Consider the following 18,059-nt stretch of genomic DNA (forward strand, 5'->3'; position numbering starts at 1 on the left):
CTTTCGACCGGCCGGCATCGCGGCCGGCGGTGGGATCACGAGCGCGTCCGGTTACTGGACACGCCGACAGCGATCAGGCCAGCGCGGGTGGTCCGCGCAAGGGCGGCCGCGCATGGCGGAATGCGGTCGGGACCGCAACGCGGGTCGCGACGAAGCCCAGCCGCAGGATGTAGGCGACCAGCCCGGCGAGCAGCACCGGATCGACCGCCCCCAGCATCGCCGCCGACAGCCCGGCAAAGGCGCAAGGCCCGTCGCTCGGGCCATGGTCGGACGGGTGATGCTCGGTCGGCCGGCTCTCCGCCGCGTGATGCATCATCGGCATGGCGGCGGCCTGGACCGGCGCCGTCACACCCGGGCAGGCGATGATCCCGACATGGCCATGGTCGCTGCCGACCATATAGCCGGTCGGCACCAGCAGCCGCAGGATCAGCGTCGCCGCGCACAGCCACAGTGCGACCTGGCGTTGCGCAAGAAGATGGCGGACGGCCTGCACCGGCCCGACCTAGCCGGCGGGCGTCGGCCTGTCACCGTCCGTGGCGGCTCGCTATCGTTTGCTGCGACCTGGATCAGCCAGAAGCTCTGCGATGCGCCACTTCTTCCTCCTCTGTCCTCCCAAAGATCCAATATCTCGCCGGGTTAGAGGGTTAAATAGAGGGTTAGAAGGTTAAGGGCCTCGAACCGCCGCGCGACTCATTGGGAATCGGCCATTTTCCCGACCCCCCGCGTTCCCGGAATATCGTGGAAACGTTCCCGATATATCGATGCCGACGTTCCCGATAGTTCGTGCCATCGTTCCCGATATATCGACGGCCCGCCAATCGGCGTTCCCGAAGTGTCGATGGTCCGGATCATCGGGTCCGATCGCCGGACGGTTTGAATCAGTTCGGCGCGTGCAGGCGACGGGAAGGTTCAATCGCGCGAACGCGCATCACGGACATGGCCGCCCCGATCCGAACAGCCGATACATCAGGAACGGACAGGCCGCCTCCGGCCCGTGCCGAGGCTTGGATCAGCCGCGTAGCAGGTGCCGGTTGCGCGCGTGATAGCGCCGGACATAGCCGATGAACGCATTCTGGTAGCTGACCGGCGTGCGTGCCGGATCGCCCTCCACCCAGGTGCGGAACTCGGCATGGAGCGTCTGATAGTCCCAGCCGGGACATTCGGCGCGCAGCGTCGCCAGCGTCGCATCGGTGAGGTCGCCGGCCTGGGCGCGGGTCGACAGGCTGGTGACGCTGCGCCGGACCAGCGCCCCGACATCCACGGCCACCGGCGCGTCGGGCGCGGCCGCGACCGCGACCGCGGCCGGCGACGGCGCAGCGGCTGCTGGCACCGCCGCCCCCTCCCCGCCCGGCCGGCGTCGCATCCGCAGCATCGGTTCGCGCTGGCCCTCGACCGTCTCCAGCGCCAGCCGATAGCCGGGCAGTTCGTCGCGTTCGACGATGCGCGCGATCTCGAACTTGAAGCGGCGATATTGCCCCTCCGCGCCCGACTTCTCGAACAGGGTCGGCAGCGCGATGGCGAAGCCCGCCTCGCCCGCCCCGCCCGCATGTTTGCGCGCGACCTTGTACAGCCAGCGCTCGCGCCCGCCGGTGATGTCGAAATAGGCGCGGTCGATCGACAGCACCCCGCCGGTCATCATCACGCCTTCCCAGAACCAGGCGGACAGCTGGATGGTCATGCCGCGCGACCGCTCGGTCTTCTCGTCGACCATCTGGGTCCAGCCGTCGAGCCAGCTGAACGTCGCCTCGCGCCGCCCGCGCCCGCCGGCGGGCAGGCCGGCATCGGCGCGGATATTGGTCTTGACCGTGGTCGCCACCAGCCGGTCGAGCGCCTGCCCGAGCAGTTCATAGGCGCGCCCCGTCGGCTGCCGCCCGATCGCGCGCAGCAGGTCATAGGGCATCAGGTGGAGCGTGCGCGGCACGTCGTTGATCCCGCGCCGCGCCATGTCGGCGAGCATCGACGCGCAATAGATCAGGATGTCCGCGTCCCAGATCGTCGCCATGCCGTAATCCGAACTGGCGGAGACATGGACCCACAGCTTGCCGTCAGGCGAGCGGTAATCGATCGGCTTGACCCGCTTCGACTTGGCGAGGCTGAAGAACGGCCGCTCCATCATCTCGCGCTGATCGCGGAGCGGCAGGTCGGACAGATAGGGCAGGAACAGGTCGATCTGCTCGGTCGTGCCCTTGGTCGCCGGCTTGGTCATGCGACGCGGCCCTTCGCCCGCGCGAGTCCCATGTTTCCCGCGGGAAACATGCCACCGCGCGGCCGGTCGGGTCTATCTGCCACGATGTTTCCCGCGGGAAACATCAGCGCTTGATCCCCTTGCCCAGCGCTTCCAGCTCCTCCAGCGTCTGCCGCACCGCCCGCACCATATCGTCCATGTCCGCGCCGGACCCGGCATGGAGGCGCAGCGTCACCCCCTGGCGGTTGGCGGAGCGGACCGACACGATGGGGCGGCCATGATGCGACAGCCGGCAAAGCGGTTCGGCGGCCACCAGGCCCGCCGCCAGCCGGGGCGCCTCCTGCAACCGGCGCAGCACCTCGCTCGCCGGGATGAGCGGCCGATGATCGCCGCGCAGCGCCTGCTGCTCGCCGGCCAGCCGCTCGGCGGTGGCCAGGATCGCCGGCTCCGCGTCCGGATCGTCGAGCAGCTGCGCCAGCAGATAGGCCGACTTCAGCGCCAGATCGGCGGGCGAGGCGAAGGCGTCGACCAACTGGTCGGGCAGCGTCGCGATCTTGAGCATCTTCGACAGCCAGCCCTTGGACAGCTTCAGCCGTTCGGCCATCCGCGTCTGGTGGTTGCCGTAATGGCTGGCCAGCGCCACCCGGTAATTGCGCGCCCGCTCCAGGTCGGACACATCGGTGCGCGCGCGATTCTCCAGATCGGCGAGCCGGAACGCCGCCTCGTCGTCCAGCTGCGCGACCTGCGCCAGGAACTGCATGTCCGGATAGTGATTGGCGCGCAGCCAGCTGATCGACCAGTGTCGCCGCGTGCCCGCTATCACCTCATAATCATGGTCGGGATCGCCCTCGATCCGGCGGACCACGGCCGGCACCTTCTGCCCGCCCTCCGCCAGGATCGAGTCGATCAGCTCGCGACAGCTTTCCTCCGACAGGTGGCGATAGCTGCGGGCATTGCCCTCCCACACCTTCACCCGCGCCGGGTCGAGCAGCAATTGCGTGACCTGCCGCACCTCGCCGCTGGCGACCCGGGCCAGGGCGGATTCGCGGCCGAGCAGCGTCGTGCCGCGCACCCGGTCCTGCACGCGCTCCTGCGCTCGGTCCGGGCCCTCCTCCCGACCGGCATGGGGGTTGAGCCGGATCAGCCCGCTATCCTTGGGGCCCGGGCCGTCCTCCGCCAGCAGGGCGGCCAGATAATCGGATTGCTTACGCGCCATGATTCGCCTCCTTGGCAGAACATACAGCGAACATGATCATGTAGGAAAGACTAGGCTGCGGCATCGACCAGCGCCTCCTCGCTGAGCGGTTCGACCCGGCCCCAGCTCTGGCGGACCAGCTGTTCGACCTGGCGCATCGCCTCGTCCAGATTGGCGCGGCAGCGCTTGTGCGTCTTAGGCGTGCCGATCGGCTTGTCGAGTTCGTAAACGGTCATCATCCGCATCGCGGCATGGCTGATCTCCGCCGATTCCAGGATCGGCACGGGCAGCAGTGCGGGGCCGAAGCTCTGCTCCATGATCGCTCGCACCATCGCATGGCTGGGATCATTGCCGTCGAACTTGGAGCAGATCAGCCGCACGAACTGATAGTCGACCGCGATCCCCGCGCCGGTCAGCTGGTGCAGCACCTGGTCCATCATCGACAGGAACTGGACGGTCGAGCAGAAATCGGGCGTGGTGGCCGCCAGCGGCACCAGCAGCGCGTTCGCCGCCTGCATCACCGCCAGGCTGATCGTGCCGAGCGCGGGCGGCGGGTCGAGCAGCACCACGTCATAATCGCGCGCCAGGTCGGACAGGCCGCGCTTCAGCTTGCGGAACCGCGCCGCCAGCACCGACCCGCCATCGCTGCCGGCCGCCGCCAGCTCATATTCGACGTCGAACAGCTCCAGATTGGACGGGATCAGGTCGACATTGGGCCAGGGCGTCGCCCGCACCGCATAGCCGAGATCCGCCTGGGTCGGATCGATCGACAGATACGGATAGAGCGTCTCGTTGCGCGTGATGTTGAAATGCGGGTTGAAGCCGAACAGCGTTGTCGTCGTCGCCTGGCTGTCGCAATCGACCACCAGCACCCGGTAACCCTGCACCGCGAAATAATGCGCCAGATGCGTGGTCACGGTCGACTTGCCGACGCCGCCCTTGAAATTCTGCACCGCTATGATCGCCGGCAGGTCGAGCGGCGCGCGGGCCGGGGAGGCACCCAGCACTTCGCGCATCCGCAGTAGCTGTTCGACGCTATAGCCGACGCGCCGGCCATTTTCCGTGGCGGGGGCGGGGGGCAGGCGGCCATCCTCCTCGGCCATGCGGATGCGGTTGGTCGAACAGCCGAGCAGCTGCGCCGCCTCGGCGATGCCGAAACGGACATGGAGGCCCTTGCGGCTTTCCGGCAGGAAGGCCTTGCGCCGCAGACGTTCGATCATCCGCTCGCCGGCATCCGCCAGATCGCCGATCTGGGTCAGCACTGCATGATCTTCCGCCACGAACCTGCCCCTTTGAAGCTTTTCGAGAGACGAATAGGCGGATTGCATTCAACTTGGCAAGGGCAGGGGTGTTGCTCCCGCTGGGGAATGTTTCCCGCGGGAAACATCGTCGCCTGCCTCGATCGAATGCGCGAAGGGGTGAGGATGCAGGGAGGGCAGGGGGAGCGTGTCGAAGCCCCGTCCATCGAATGTTTCCCGCGGGAAACATCGCGGGGACGATTTCCCTTTCGTTCCGGTCCCGGGTGATTCATGACCGAACCATGCCGATCCGCCCGGAAAATCGCTGGCTCTATCCGATCGACTGGCGGCAGGTGTCGGACGCGATCCGCTTCGACCGGGCGGGGGCGCGGTGCGAGACGTGCAAGCGGCCGCATCGTCGCCATGTCGCGCATCTGGGCGATGGCCGCTGGTGGGATGCCGAGGCGGGCCATTGGCGATCGGGCCGGGGGCGGGCGATCCGGCTGCGCGGCGGCTTTGTGTTGGCGCGGGTGCGCACGACCTATGTCGTGCTCGCCTGCGCGCATCTCGACCATGATCCCGGCAACAATGCGCCGGCCAATCTGATGGCGCTCTGCCAGCGGTGCCACATGCTGCACGACGCGGCCGAGCATCGCTGGCAACGCTGGTGGAACCTCTTCCGGCACCGCGCCATCCGCGACCTGTACGAGGACCCGCCGGTCACGCGTGCGCGGTTGCTGACGCGGCGCGGGGGATAGGATCGCCCGGCGGGGCTGCCGCGTGGAACCAACGGTTCGCCCGAATGTCCCGCACTCCATGCCCCAGACGCACAGCCATCCCGCCACGCTCGTCCTCAGCCGCGTGATGCGACCGGGGCGCGAGGATCGCTATGACGGCTGGGCTGCGCAGGTGATCGCGGACGCGGCGACCCGGCCGGATTTCCAGGGGGCGCTGCGGCTCGATCAGGCGGGGGCGATGCATCATCTGCTGGTGCAGTTCGCGGATCGCGCCGCGCTCGACGCTTGGGCGGGGCAGGGGGATCATGGGCGCGCGGCGGACGGTTTCTCGACCGGATTGCGGCAGGTCGTCCAAGGCCCAATTGCGCATGTCATGCTGCCTAGCGAGGCGGCCGCGCGCAAGTGGAAGACGGCGCTGGTGACCTGGGTCGGGGTGGTACCGACCCTGTTGCTGGTGAGCGGGATCGTCGGCTGGCTGCTGCCGCACGCCCCCCGGCCGGTGCAGCAAATCCTGTCCTCGATCCTGCTGACCGGGGCCTTGTCCTGGCTGATCCTGCCGCGCGTGCGGGGCTGGTCGCGCTTCTGGATGCTGCGCGACTCCCAGGGCCGATTACGCACGGAAAGTTGATCGCTATCAACAATTTGTCGCGAGGGCTCGGAACGGACGACGCGGTCCGGCGTCCTGAGGCGGCATGACCCGACCGACCCTCATCTTCCTCCACGCCCTCGGCGCCAGTGCCCGGTCCTGGCAGCCGGTGCGGGATCGGCTAGCCGGTCACGACGGCATCGCGCTCGACCTGCCGGGCTTCGGCGCGGCGGAGGCGACGGGCGACGGGCGGTGCGAGACGATGGTCGCGCAGGTCGTCGCGACGCTGCACGAGCGGGGCGTGACCGATGCGCTGCTGGTCGGCCACAGCATGGGCGGCAAGATCGCGACGCTGATCGCCGCCCGCGCCCAGGCCGGCGCTTCGGGACTGGCGATCCGGGGCGTGGTGCTGGTCGCCGCCTCGCCGCCCTCCCCCGAACCGATGGACGAGGCCCGCCGCGAGCGGATGATCGGCTGGTTCGCCGATGGCGCCCCGACCGAGGCCGACGCAGCCGCCTTTGTCGACGCCAACACGGCATCGCCTTTGCCCGAACCGTGGCGCGGGCAGGCGATCGCGGATGTGCGGCGCTCCCGACCCGCGGCGTGGCGGGGCTGGCTGGAGCAGGGCAGCCGCGAGGACTGGGGCGACCGGGTCGGCCGGATCGCCTGTCCCGCGCTGATCCTCGCCGGACAGGAGGATGGCGACCTGGGCGCGGAGGCGCAACGCCGCCTGAACCTGCCGCATTATCCGGATGCCGTCCTCCAGATCGTGGCGGGGGCGGCGCACCTCATTCCCTATGAACAGCCCGAGGCACTGGCCGCGCTGATCCGCGACCATGCGGCGCGTTGTTCCCCCGACCCCCACCAGTAAGGAGCAGTTATGGACCTCGGCATCACCAAGCGCATCGCCCTCATCAGCGGCGCGGATTCCGGCATGGGCAAGGAGACGGCGCGCTTCCTGCTGGAGGCGGGCGTGCGCGTCGCGATCACCGACAAGGCGGGCGGTACGCTGGACGACAGCCTGGCCGAGCTGCAACCGCTGGGCGAGATCATCGCGGTCACCGGCGACGTGACCAAGTCCGACGACGTCCGCGCCCTCTGGGCCGAGGTGCGCGAGCGGCTGGGCGAGCCGGACATCTATGTCAATGCAGCTGGCGTGACCGGGGCGACCGGCGATTTTCTGGAGGTGGACGATGCCGGCTGGCAGGAGACGCTGGACATCAACCTGATGGGCGCGGTGCGGATGTGCCGCGAGGCGATCCCGGCGATGCGTGCCAAGAAATGGGGTCGGATCGTGCTGTTCGCATCTGAGGATGCGGTGCAGCCCTATGTCGACGAGCTGGCCTATTGCGCGTCCAAGGCGGGTATCCTCAGCCTCGCCAAGGGTCTGTCCAAGGCCTATGGATGCGACAATGTGCTGGTGAACACCGTCTCGCCCGCCTTCGTCGCGACGCCGATGACCGATGCGATGATGCACAAGCGCGCCGAGGAGCGCGGCGAAAGCTTCGACGAGGCGATCGAGAGCTTCCTGAAGGAGGAGCGGCCGGGCATGGTCCTGAGCCGGCGCGGCCGGCCGGACGAGGTGGCGGCGGCCGTCGCCTTCCTGTGTTCGGAGCGCGCCAGCTTCATCACCGGCGCGGGGCTGCGTGTCGATGCGGGGTCGGTCTCCACCATGGCGATGTGAGGCAGCGATGATGTGACCCGCATATCATGCAGAAGCGGCAACCGGCTTTGATCAAACGGCAAATCGCTCGACCAAAATAAATGTTCATCCGTTTCGGTGGTAAATACCGTTTACGATCCTAACCTTGTTTGCCACTTCTGCATAAAAAATGTTTGGCCGGTCTTCCGGCCTACTGGACATGACACTGGCTTCATCATAGCGACACCCTGTTTTCAGGGGGAAGTCCAAGATGGTGAAGTCGGTGTCGCAGGCGCGGCGGGTCAAGGCGCGTGCGTTGGAGTCGAGCGCGATCCTGCTCGCGGTGATGATCGCGGGGCCGGCCTATGCGCAATGCGCGCCCGATCCGACGGTGGTCAATGGTACGACGACCTGCACGGGCAGCGACACCGACGGGTTGCGGGTGACGGCGCGGGACGCGACGGTCGATGTAACGGCGGGGGCCGTGGTATCGAACAGCGGCGCGCCGGCGGTCACCATCGATATCATCGAGCCGAACGGTTACTATACAGCCGGCGCGAAGCTGAACGTGAGCGGCTTGATCGACGGTGGCGATCAGGCGGGTGTCCTGCTGACCCGACAGCCGGGCCAAGGCTATTCCCGTGGCCAATTGAGCATGACCGTCCGGGCCGGGGGCGAGGTTCGCGGTGCGAACGCCGTCGTCGTCGGGCGGGAAGGCACCGGCTATCAAGGGACGGGCATCGCCCTGGAGAACAGCGGCACGATCAAGGCGACGGGCGATGGCTATGCGCTGTTGTCGACGGCGCCCGGGGTCTCGGGTTTCTATTCGGTGGTCAATCAGGCCGGCGGCTTCATCGGTGCGATCAGCGCCAGGGTGGGACGGCTGACCAATGCCGGCACCATCGATGGCGGCACGCGTAGCGCGATCGACTGGGGCACGATTTCGAATTTCGAGATCCAGACGTTCGATTCGACCAATAGCGGTACGATCACCTCCGCGAGCGGGAGTGCGACGCTGGCCAATCTGTCCGGCATCCTATTGACCAACAGCGGCACGATCAGCAACACCGGATCGGGCCCGGCGATCACCGGCACGTCGGTGTCGCTGATCAATGCAAGCGGGGCGCGCATCACCAGCGCGGGCGCGATGGCGATCCGGGCCGACACCGCCCTCAGTCTGACCAATGCCGGCACGATCACGGGCGATGTCCAATCGTCCAACGCTTCACTCTACAGCGGCGACACGGTCGACAACAGTCAGGGGACGATCACCGGGAATCTTCGGTTCGGGTCGAGCAACGACACGCTGGTCGTCGGCTATGCCAATGGCGCGATCCGCACCGGGGTGAGCGGTACGATCGACGGCGGCCTGGGCACCGACACCCTGCGGGTTCGCTTCTCGAGCGACGCCAGCCTATCCTCGCCGATAGCGATGCCGACGGGGTTCGAGCAGCTGAGCCTGGCTCCCGATGCCAAGACGACGGCGACGCTCGCCGATGGCTTCACCATGAATGGCACATTGCAGATCACCGGCAACGGCACGGTGGTGAATCGGACGACCCTGACGGGCACCGCCACGGTGGTGAACGACGCATTGATCATTTCCAGCGGCAGCCCCGCCTTCATCAATGCGGGCACCATCACCGCCACCGCGCGGAATGACCAGCGTTATGCCGTGTTCCTGTTTCTCAATCCCAGCCTGTTCGAGAATAGCGGGACGATCACGGCCGCGTCGAACGGCGTCTACACCAACAACCAGACGCGGTTCGTCAACTCCGGAACGATCACGGCCGGCGGCACGGCTGTCGATGCCGAGAACCTGACCAATACGGGCACGATCCGCTCGACCGGCGGGATCGGCGTCTCGCTCTCCACGCAGGGGCAGGCCACGAACAACGGCCGGATCGAGGGGGCGACCACGGGCCTGGCCTTGCGCGGTTCGCTGACCAATGGCGGCACCATCAGCGCGACCGGATCGGCCGTGCTCATCGATGGCGATTCCAGGCTGGTCAACCAGGCGGGTGGCGTCATCACCGGCGGCACGGCGGCCATCGCGCCCGGTTCCAGCAATATCATCAATGTTCGCGTCAGCAATGCGGGCACGATCAACGGCAATGTCAGCCTGGGCAGCAACACCTATAACAACAATGCCTTCATCGCCTTGCCGGGCGGTGTGCTCAACGGCACCCTCACCCTGGGTACGGGGGTCACGTTCGTCACCGAACTGGCCGGCAGCGACAATGGACGCTTTGCCGGGATCAACGGCACGGTCGCGGGCACCGGCGGCCATATCCGGCTGCGGGTGCGCAGCGACAGCAGCGCGACCCTGCCCGTCGGCGGGGCGTTCGAGAGCCTCGGCTATGAACTGTTCGACGCGGCCGCGCTGACGCTGACCGGCGCGGCATCGACCCGGACGCTGGTCCTGGCCGGCCAGGGCAGTGCCGACATGACCCTCGACATCGCCACGACGGACGTCGCCGCGCTGGCGACCCGTACCCGCGACCTGGCGCCCGAAGATGGCAGCGGGATTGCGAATGCACTGACGATCACCAGTCGCGGCGCGCTGTCGCTGACGGCCACGGGCCAATATGGTTCGGCCGCCGTGGCGCTGGGCGAGACCGACCGCTTCACCAATGCCGGCACGATCGTCGCGCGGGACCGGCGTACGGCCACGTATCCGAGCGGGCGGGTCGCGGCCGTCTCGGGCGGCACGTCCGTGACCAATGCAGGAACCCTGTCGCTCGATGGGGCCAGTGGCGTCGTCGGCACCCAAAGCATCGTCAATAGCGGACGCATCGTCCAGGCGGAGAACGGAAAGGCGGCGACCGGGGTCACGGGCTTCGTCTCTTTGACCAACAGCGGCACCATCGAGGTCGCGGGTCCGGCGGTCCTGTTCGACTATTTGGATGTATATCGCAATTACGCATCGCCAAGGACGATCGACAATAGCGGCCGGATCGCCAGCACCGGTGGCGTCGCGATCACCCAGACCACCACCTATTCCACCAGCGTCAACCGGATCAACAATCTTGCCGGCGGAACGATCGCTGGCGGTGCGGGACAGGCGGCGATCCGGACCAGTTCGGCCGAACTGACCAATGCCGGCACGATCATCGGTGACGTCGATCTGGGCTATACAGGCTATGGCGGTCGCTCCACCGCCGCCTCGACCTATAAAGCGGCGGGCGGCACGCTGACGGGCAATCTGCTGTTCGGCGCCGGCGACGACATCTTCGTCGAGACGGATGGTCAGACCGGCGTTACCGGGACGATCGACGGCGGAGCCGGGCAGAATCGGTATCGCCGTGCCCTCACCCGCTCCGGCACCGTGACGCTCGGCAATGCGACCGCGACCAACTTCCAGGTGGAGGAGGTGCAGGCCGGCGGTGCGGACACGGTCGCGACGGTGTCGGCCAACACGTCGGTCGCGTCGTTGAGCCTGATCGGTGAGGGACAGGTCATCAACCTGGCGAACGTCGATGGCGGCGTGACGCTGGGTCAGCAACAGACATGGTGGCCGGTCGAGACGCCGATGGTTACGCTCGGCGGCTTCACCAATCAGGCGATCGTCACCGGCCGGGTCGAAGGCCTGGTCACCCGCTTCGCCAACAGCGGGACGATTGGGCAAGACGATAGCGATCGGACCGCCATCTCTGTCCGCACGGCGTCGTTCGAGAATAGCGGCACGATCCGGAACAACGGGGCCGATCCCACCGTCGACCTCAAGGCTGGCGGGGCCAGCCTCACGGCGACGAACACTGGCCTGATCACGCAAGGGTTGAGCGCCAGCGCCAGCAATGACCTGCCTTATGGCGTCCTGCCCCCGGATACCCGCGTTCCGCTGGAGGTCAGCCTGATCAATAGCGGCACGATCGCCGCGGCCCTTTATGGTCAGGCCGTCTATATGGATGCCACCGACTATCAGGGGATTGGCAGTGCGATCCGTCTGGAGAACAGCGGCACGATCGACACCAGCGGCAAGGGTGGTTCGGCCGCGCTGCTGACCGCCACGAGCTACGAGCAGCGTGAGACGTTCTACAGCCTGAAGAACTCCGCGACCGCCAGCCAGACGATCGTGGTCAGCAATTCGGGCACGATCCGTGCGAATGGCGGCGGCACGACGGTCTATGATCCTTATGCCGGAGCGGCCGTGCCGACCGGTTCGGACCTTCAACGCACCAACACCGAGGCCGCCATGGGCCTGGCGGTCATAGGCAATGGCTATGCCACTGCCGCCATCACCAATACCGCGACCGGCGTGATCGAGGCGACCGGCACTTTGTCGAGCGCGATCCTGGCGGATGGTGCCGCGCTCGACCTGACCAATGCCGGGACCATTCGGGGCGGCGCGGGCACCACGCTGGCCGGCAACGACACGCTCGCCGTCTATAACGGGACGCCCTATCTCGCCGGCGCGGTCCAGAGCATTGGTGCGACCGACGACCGGATCGTCAACACCGGCGCGATCATCAGATCGATCGCGCTGGGCGCGGGCAACGACCGGATCGAGAATCGCGGGCGGATCGAGGGCAATGTGTTCCTGGGGGCGGGGGACGACAGCTTCCTCCACGCCATCAGCGCGACGCTGATCGGCACGGTCGATGGCGGCGACGGCACCGACACGCTGATCGTCGATGCGACCGGGGGCGGGACGCTGAACGGCGACCAGTTCATCAACTTCGAACGGTTCAGCCAGATCGGCACGGGCAACCTGACCTATGCCGGCAATTTCCGCGTCGAGACGATCGGCATTTCGGGCGGCACGGTCACGGTCGGCGCGGGCGAGACGCTGACCAGCACCGGCGCGACCACCATCACCGGCACCGACGCGGCCGAGACGGTCGTCAATAACGGCACCATCGCCGGCGCGGTCGCGCTGGGCGGCGGCAATGACCGCTTCGTCAATGCCGGCATCGTGCAGGGCGCGGTGGCGCTGGGTGACGGTGATGACCGCTTCGTCGAGCAGGCGGGGTCGCAGGTCGCGGGCGGCATCGATGGCGGCGCCGGCACCAACACCTATGCCGCGCTGCTGGCGGGCGACCGCAGCGGCCTGGGCCAGCGCAGCAACTTCCAGCGGCTGGCGGTGACCGGCAACGGCACGCTGACGCTGGGCCTGGACCAGAGCTTCGACACGGTCGAGCTGCAGGGCACGGGGCTGAACCTGACGCTGGCCGGCAACCGGGTCGGTGCGGTCACCGGCAGCGACGCGGCCGAGCAACTGCGTGTCGATGGCGATATCGCCAATGTCGCGCTGGGCGCGGGCAACGACCTGCTGGCGCTGGGCGCGACCAATGCCGCCGGTCGCTATGATGGCGGCGCGGGCAGCGACACGCTGCGCTTCACCGCGACCGGGCCGGTCGTGCTGAGCGGCGTGGCGACCGGGTTCGAGACGCTGGCGGTCGCGGGCAATGCGCTGACGCTCACCGGTACGCTGGGATCGGCGGGTGCGCCGCTCAGCCTGGGTGACGGCGACCTGTCGCTGACGGTCGCGCGCGGCGGTACGCTGGCGGGCATCGTCGACCTGGGCGCGGGCAATGACGCGCTCCGCTTCGCCGCGGGTTCGGTATTGCTGGGCAGCGTCGCGGGCGGCGCGGGCACCGACAGCGCCACGCTGGAACTGGCGGGCGACCGCAGCCTGGCGGGGGGCACGCTGACCGGGTTCGAGCGGCTGGCGACCGAGGGCACGGGTACGCTGTCGCTGACCGGGGCCCAGGCCTATGGCCGGGTGGATGCGGCGACCGACCTGGCGATCGCGGCGGGCGGCAGCCTGACGACGGGGCAGGTCGCCTTCACGGGCGGCGACCAGCGCTTCACCATCGCCGGCGGCTTTGCCGGCGCGGTGGATGGCGGCGCGGGCACCGACCGCATCCTGCTGTCGGGCGGATCGGCCGCGGCGCCGGTCGCCTTCTCCGACGTCGCCAATGTCGAGGCGCTGGCGATGACCGGCGGCTATGCCACCGTGTCGGGCCAGGCGTCGTTCGGCGCGGTCGCGCTGACCGGCGGCCGGCTGGTCGGGCTGGCGGGATCGACGCTGAATGCCAGCCAGTTCCAGGTCGCCCAGGGCGCGACCTTCGGTTCGGCGGGCACCGTCAACGGCAATGTCGTGGTCGCGGGCATCCTCAGCCCCGGCGCGTCGCCGGGCACGATGACGGTCAACGGCAATGTCGCGCTGGCCGGCGGGTCGGTGTCGCTGTTCGAGCTGACACCGACCGTGTCGGACAAGCTGCTGGTCAATGGCGCGGTGACGATCGCCAACGGATCGACGCTGCAGATCGTGTCGAGCGGCGCATTGCGGCCCGGCACCTCCTATGACCTGATCGTCGCCAGCGGCGGGATCAGCGGCAGCTACACGACCGTGCAGAAGCCGGCGGACCTGTTCGGCTTCCTCGTCCAGCGCGCCGACCGCCTCTCGCTGCTCGGCCAGTTCCTGGGCGATGCGCGGTTCAGCCCGCAGGTGTCGCGCAGCATCGACTATGCCAATGCGACGCTGGCGCGTCAGCCCGCGACCAGTTCGCTGTTCGCGGCGCTGCCGGCGCTGCTGACCGGGTCGGGCACGTCCGACGCGCGAGGCTTCGCGCAGATCACGCCGGAGGCCTATGCCTCGGCGACGCAGATCGGCGTCGACAATGCCCTGACCCTGACCCAGGCGGCGCGTGGCCCCGCCTTCGCGACGCTGCGCGACGAACCGGGCGCCTTCACCTTCGGGCAGGGGGTCGGCCAGTGGCACCGGCTGGGCGCGGATGCGGCCCAGGGCAGCAGCGCGGCGCAGACGCGTGGCTATGGCCTGCTCGGCGGCCTGGGCTATGGCGATCGCCAGTGGATGGTCGGGGCGTTCGGCGGCTGGCTCAACACGCGCCAGTCGATCGCGCCGCTGGGCGCCTTCACCAAGGCGGACGGCGTGGTGGCGGGCGTGCATGGCCGCTACACGCTGGCGAGCGGCCTGGGCGTGACCGCGTCGATCCTCTATGACGGGTCGAATGCGCAGACCCGGCGCGCGCTGCCGGGGATGGGGGCGAACGGGGCGACCGGCCGCTATGACCTGCACGGCCTGGTCAGCGACCTGTCGGTCCAATATGTCGCCGAGCTGCCCCAGGGCTGGTCGCTGACGCCGCGGGCGGGCCTGACCTATCTGCGCACCACCCGCACGGGCGTGGCGGAGACCGGCGGCAGCCCCTTTGCGCTGACCGTCGCGCGCGACCGGCATGTGGCGGGCTTCGCCGATGCCGGCGTCACCTTCGGCCGCAGCGATACGTCCGACGCGGCGTTCCGCCCCTCGGTGACGCTGGGCGCCCGCTACCAGATCGAGGGGCGCGGGACGCTGGCGCTGGCCGGCTATGCCGGGGGCGGGCTGGGCCTGACCGCCTACGGCGCATCGCGCGCGCCGCTGGTCGGCACGGTGACGGGCGGCGTCGCCTATCGCTTCGCGGGCGGGCTGGACCTGTTCTCGACCGCCAGCGCGCAGACCGGACGCGACGATCATCAGGAGACGATCACGACGGGCCTGCGCCTGCGCTTCTGATGGGGGCGGGGGCCGGGGCGGCGATCCGCCCCGGCCCTGTCCGTTCGGCGGGGATTGGTGTCCTGCGCCTTTCTTTGCGGGAGAAGGCTTTAGCGGTAATAGGGTCACCATGAAGATCATGGTCGCCATGCTGCGGGTGCCGATTACGGCCGGGGGCACAGTCCCCGACACCGCAAGCGCGACCCAGTGAGAGTGCAGTAATGACAGGCGCCGCAACCATACTGGCCGTGGACCATATGGGCTTCGCCGTATCGTCTCTGGACGACGCCGTCCGGTTCTGGACGGAAGCGCTCGGGTTCACGCTCGAGCGGCAAGCGGAGATGGGGGGCGACTTCCTGCATCAGGTGACAGGTGTCGATGATCCGCGCGTGAAGACGGCGATCGTCAGGGCACCCGACGGCTTTGTGGTCGAACTGTTGCACTATTCGAACGGGCCCCAGCACGGGACGGTGCCCGACAGCGCGGGATCGATCGGCGCGGCCCATCTGGCGCTGACCGTGACGGATATTCATGCCGCCATTGCCCGTATCGAGGCGGCAGGATGGAAGGCGAAAGGTCGTCCGCTGCCGATCCCGGGCGGTCCGCGGAAGGGGACGTTGGTGGCCTATGTCTCAGGCCCCGATCATATCACGATAGAGCTTATGCAGCCGCCCGCCTGTTAACGGGCCGGCGGCGGCCCAACAGGAATGCCCCGCCGTCCCAAGCGGCGCTCCCCATCGAGACGGTCGGTAGGGTCGAGACCGGACTAAGCGTATCGTCCGAAATAGAGCATGGCGATGCCGTAACTGTCCGTGCAGGCATGCGCCAGCATCAGCGCCCAGAGATTGCGCCCATTGTGCAAGTAGGCGACCGCGTACACGGCGCCGACGATGCCGGTCGTGATGACTCCGACGGCGCCCTGCGGCGCGTGGGCGGCCCCGAAGATCAAGGCGCTGATCGCCACCACCAACGGGCTGCGCCAGGCTCCTTCGCCGAGAAGCTTGGTCAGCTGCCGGACCAGGAAACCGCGAAATACGATCTCTTCACCGATCGCGGCGCTGGTGAGCGCAAAAACCAGCAGGCGCATCGCCGCATCGGCATTGCCCGCCAGCGCACCATAGGCACTGTAGTCGATCGGCGTGCCCAGCAGCTGCGCGATGGCCGGCTGCAGGAATTCACCGATCAGGATGCTGCCGATCGCCAGCAATGCTGCCCAGCCTGCTGTATCCCGCCAGCGATGACGCCCCAGGCCGAGTGCGGTCAGGCCGCCTGTCTCCGCATAGATCAGCCCGGCTGCGGCCGCTGCCAAAAGGAGGATGCGGTATGGAATGCCGACGGGAGCGAAGAGCGTGATGAGCAGAGCCACCACGGTAAGGAGGCGGACAGGTTGGGAAGCAAGATTAGACACGATTGCAAACTCTTACAGCGAAATCCAGGTGAGCAGGGCGGCCGATGATAGCGGTTTGCTGGCTGCGACTCCCAATAACCGATCCCATATGAGACGGTGCGGGCGGTGCGGCCAGCCATTTTCTGTCCGAACATACATGCAGGTCGGTACTTTTCGTCACAGCGTCTTCAGATAGTCCTCGAAGCGTCTGCCCCGCTCATGTCGGAAGATATCCCCTGTACTGTTGATGGTGGCAATCCGGTCGACTCGGAAATTCCGAAAGGCATTTCGGGCGTCGCACCAAGCGGTGAGGAGCCAGGCGGAGTCGAACAGGGTCAGCCCGAGCGGTCTTATCGTCCGCTCGCTCTCGTTTCCCGAAAGATCCGCATAGGTGATGCGCAGGACCAGGCGTCGGCGTATCGCATCCCGCAACAGGCTCAGATGCGCCTTGGCGCGCTCGCTCTCCGACGTCTGCTTCGACACGGCCCGCAGCGGCAGGTTCGCATAGACCGCTTGCCGGCTGGGCTCCATCGACGCGGCGAACTTGGCCGATGCGCGCCGCGCTGCCGCCGCCAGTGGTTCATCGCTCCGTGCCGCGATCAACCGCATCCCCAGCATCACCGCATCCATTTCGTCAGGGTCCAGATGCAGCGGCGGCAGGAAATAGCCGCGCTCAAGCTGGTAGCCGAGGCCCGGTTCACCGCGCACCGGCGCGCCCATCGCCTGCAATGTCACCATGTCGCGGTAGATCGTGCGGACCGACACGCCGAGCAACCCGGCGAGCGTGTCGGCCGCGATCGGCACGGACCGTCCGCGAAGGTGATCGAGGAGCGCGAAAAGGCGTAGCGAACGCATGGGGCGTCTGTCGTCCGATCCTGACGGAAACTGTCAGGGGCGGCGTGTATCCCGCGGCTTCACAAACGTCACCGTCAGGGAATGCCATGACCGCCATTTGCTATGAGATCGTCGCCTACAGGATCACGGATACGGAAGAGGCCGATGTGGTTCGCGAACAGGCGAGGGCGTTGCTAGCCCGGCAACCGGGCTTCATCGCCTGGACGCCCTTCCAAGGGGCGGACGATGCGAATGCGCGCGTCGATCTGGTCGCGTGGACCGATCTCGAAAGCGCGCGCAGGGCCGGGCAAATCGTCGGAAGTGCCGATGAATTTGCCGATTTTCGCGGATCGGTAGCGACGGTCACGAGCATGGCGCACTATATCGCGCCCTTGCTCGACCCGCAGCCGGTCGTCGCCGGGAACGGCATCGAGCTTGGCCGCTTCAAGCTGAAGGCCGGTGTCGAGGAAGGCTCGATGCGCGCCGCCTATGACGCCATGGTATCGCGCCATCTGGCCCATCAGTCCGGCTGGCGGCGCCAGCATCTGGTGAAGTTGCAGGATGGCATTTTCGTCGATCTCGCCTTCGCCGATGACCGGGAAGGGGCCGAGGCCATCTGCGCTGCCTGGGCCGGCAATGCGGATTGCGACCGGTTTCTGTCCATGATCGAGCCGATCAGCATGGAATTCGGCACGCTTGTGTAAGGCGGCGGCTCGGACGGCGTGAGCAATCCCGGAACCGTACAAGAAAAGGGGAA

General features: G+C 67.8%; 13 protein-coding genes. 7 read left to right on the forward strand and 6 right to left on the reverse strand.

Annotated features, from left to right (window positions below; genetic code table 11):
• Window positions 1-73 precede the first annotated feature (73 nt).
• The 4 genes from QE452_RS18475 to QE452_RS18490 all read right to left on the reverse strand — a co-directional run bounded on the left by QE452_RS18475 (window position 74) and on the right by QE452_RS18490 (window position 4,600).
• The gene (locus tag QE452_RS18475) at window positions 74-493 is read right to left on the reverse strand and encodes a hypothetical protein (RefSeq protein WP_309660316.1); all 420 of its coding nucleotides are present in this window, start codon (window positions 491-493) and stop codon (window positions 74-76) included.
• A 516-nt stretch (window positions 494-1,009) separates the two neighbouring features.
• A complete protein-coding gene (locus QE452_RS18480; RefSeq protein ID WP_309660315.1) occupies window positions 1,010-2,206 on the reverse strand; it encodes a replication initiator protein A in 1,197 nt (398 codons plus the stop codon).
• Between the two features lie 103 nt (window positions 2,207-2,309).
• Window positions 2,310-3,401, reverse strand: coding sequence for a ParB/RepB/Spo0J family partition protein (locus tag QE452_RS18485; protein ID WP_309660314.1), 1,092 nt, complete (start codon window positions 3,399-3,401; stop codon window positions 2,310-2,312).
• Between the two features lie 50 nt (window positions 3,402-3,451).
• Window positions 3,452-4,600 (reverse strand): AAA family ATPase, encoded by a 1,149-nt coding sequence (locus QE452_RS18490; protein WP_309660371.1) that lies wholly within the window; start codon window positions 4,598-4,600, stop codon window positions 3,452-3,454.
• Between the two features lie 320 nt (window positions 4,601-4,920).
• Between QE452_RS18490 and QE452_RS18495 the strand changes: the two genes are divergently transcribed.
• From QE452_RS18495 to QE452_RS18520, 6 genes are all read left to right on the forward strand, one after another.
• On the forward strand, window positions 4,921-5,376 hold the full coding sequence (locus QE452_RS18495; RefSeq protein WP_309660313.1) for a hypothetical protein: 456 nt from the start codon (window positions 4,921-4,923) through the stop codon (window positions 5,374-5,376).
• Between the two features lie 58 nt (window positions 5,377-5,434).
• Window positions 5,435-5,983, forward strand: a complete 549-nt coding sequence (locus QE452_RS18500; RefSeq protein ID WP_309660312.1) for a hypothetical protein — start codon at window positions 5,435-5,437, stop codon at window positions 5,981-5,983.
• Between the two features lie 64 nt (window positions 5,984-6,047).
• The gene (locus QE452_RS18505; RefSeq protein ID WP_309660311.1) at window positions 6,048-6,812 is read left to right on the forward strand and encodes an alpha/beta fold hydrolase; all 765 of its coding nucleotides are present in this window, start codon (window positions 6,048-6,050) and stop codon (window positions 6,810-6,812) included.
• Between the two features lie 9 nt (window positions 6,813-6,821).
• Complete coding sequence (locus QE452_RS18510) at window positions 6,822-7,625, forward strand: SDR family oxidoreductase (RefSeq protein ID WP_309660310.1); 804 nt, start codon at window positions 6,822-6,824, stop codon at window positions 7,623-7,625.
• Window positions 7,626-7,854: 229 nt separating this feature from the next.
• The gene (locus QE452_RS18515; RefSeq protein WP_309730680.1) at window positions 7,855-15,102 is read left to right on the forward strand and encodes an autotransporter outer membrane beta-barrel domain-containing protein; all 7,248 of its coding nucleotides are present in this window, start codon (window positions 7,855-7,857) and stop codon (window positions 15,100-15,102) included.
• 200 nt (window positions 15,103-15,302) lie between these two features.
• A complete protein-coding gene (locus QE452_RS18520; protein WP_309660308.1) occupies window positions 15,303-15,764 on the forward strand; it encodes a VOC family protein in 462 nt (153 codons plus the stop codon).
• Window positions 15,765-15,847: 83 nt separating this feature from the next.
• Here QE452_RS18520 and QE452_RS18525 read toward each other — a convergent pair whose 3' ends face one another.
• Together QE452_RS18525 and QE452_RS18530 are read right to left on the reverse strand one after the other, a co-directional pair.
• On the reverse strand, window positions 15,848-16,447 hold the full coding sequence (locus QE452_RS18525; protein WP_309730682.1) for a type II CAAX endopeptidase family protein: 600 nt from the start codon (window positions 16,445-16,447) through the stop codon (window positions 15,848-15,850).
• Window positions 16,448-16,645: 198 nt separating this feature from the next.
• Window positions 16,646-17,323, reverse strand: a complete 678-nt coding sequence (locus QE452_RS18530) for a YafY family protein (protein WP_309660306.1) — start codon at window positions 17,321-17,323, stop codon at window positions 16,646-16,648.
• Between the two features lie 44 nt (window positions 17,324-17,367).
• Here QE452_RS18530 and QE452_RS18535 point away from each other — a divergent pair, with 44 nt between their 5' ends.
• Entirely contained in the window at window positions 17,368-18,006 is a 639-nt protein-coding gene (locus QE452_RS18535) for a hypothetical protein (protein WP_309660305.1), read from the forward strand.
• The last annotated feature ends 53 nt before the right edge of the window (window positions 18,007-18,059 follow it).

The organism is Sphingomonas sp. SORGH_AS_0438, assembly GCF_031453475.1.
GTDB lineage: Bacteria > Pseudomonadota > Alphaproteobacteria > Sphingomonadales > Sphingomonadaceae > Sphingomonas.

What these genes read in the sequence shown, in the direction of transcription:
- QE452_RS18480 (WP_309660315.1), bottom strand. Translation starts at nt 2,206, where the DNA reads ATGACCAAGCCGGCGACCAAGGGCACGACCGAGCAGATCGACCTGTTC.
- QE452_RS18485 (WP_309660314.1), bottom strand. Translation starts at nt 3,401, where the DNA reads ATGGCGCGTAAGCAATCCGATTATCTGGCCGCCCTGCTGGCGGAGGAC.
- QE452_RS18490 (WP_309660371.1), bottom strand. Translation starts at nt 4,600, where the DNA reads ATGATCGAACGTCTGCGGCGCAAGGCCTTCCTGCCGGAAAGCCGCAAG.
- QE452_RS18495 (WP_309660313.1), top strand. Translation starts at nt 4,921, where the DNA reads ATGCCGATCCGCCCGGAAAATCGCTGGCTCTATCCGATCGACTGGCGG.
- QE452_RS18500 (WP_309660312.1), top strand. Translation starts at nt 5,435, where the DNA reads ATGCCCCAGACGCACAGCCATCCCGCCACGCTCGTCCTCAGCCGCGTG.
- QE452_RS18505 (WP_309660311.1), top strand. Translation starts at nt 6,048, where the DNA reads ATGACCCGACCGACCCTCATCTTCCTCCACGCCCTCGGCGCCAGTGCC.
- QE452_RS18510 (WP_309660310.1), top strand. Translation starts at nt 6,822, where the DNA reads ATGGACCTCGGCATCACCAAGCGCATCGCCCTCATCAGCGGCGCGGAT.
- QE452_RS18515 (WP_309730680.1), top strand. Translation starts at nt 7,855, where the DNA reads ATGGTGAAGTCGGTGTCGCAGGCGCGGCGGGTCAAGGCGCGTGCGTTG.
- QE452_RS18520 (WP_309660308.1), top strand. Translation starts at nt 15,303, where the DNA reads ATGACAGGCGCCGCAACCATACTGGCCGTGGACCATATGGGCTTCGCC.
- QE452_RS18530 (WP_309660306.1), bottom strand. Translation starts at nt 17,323, where the DNA reads ATGCGTTCGCTACGCCTTTTCGCGCTCCTCGATCACCTTCGCGGACGG.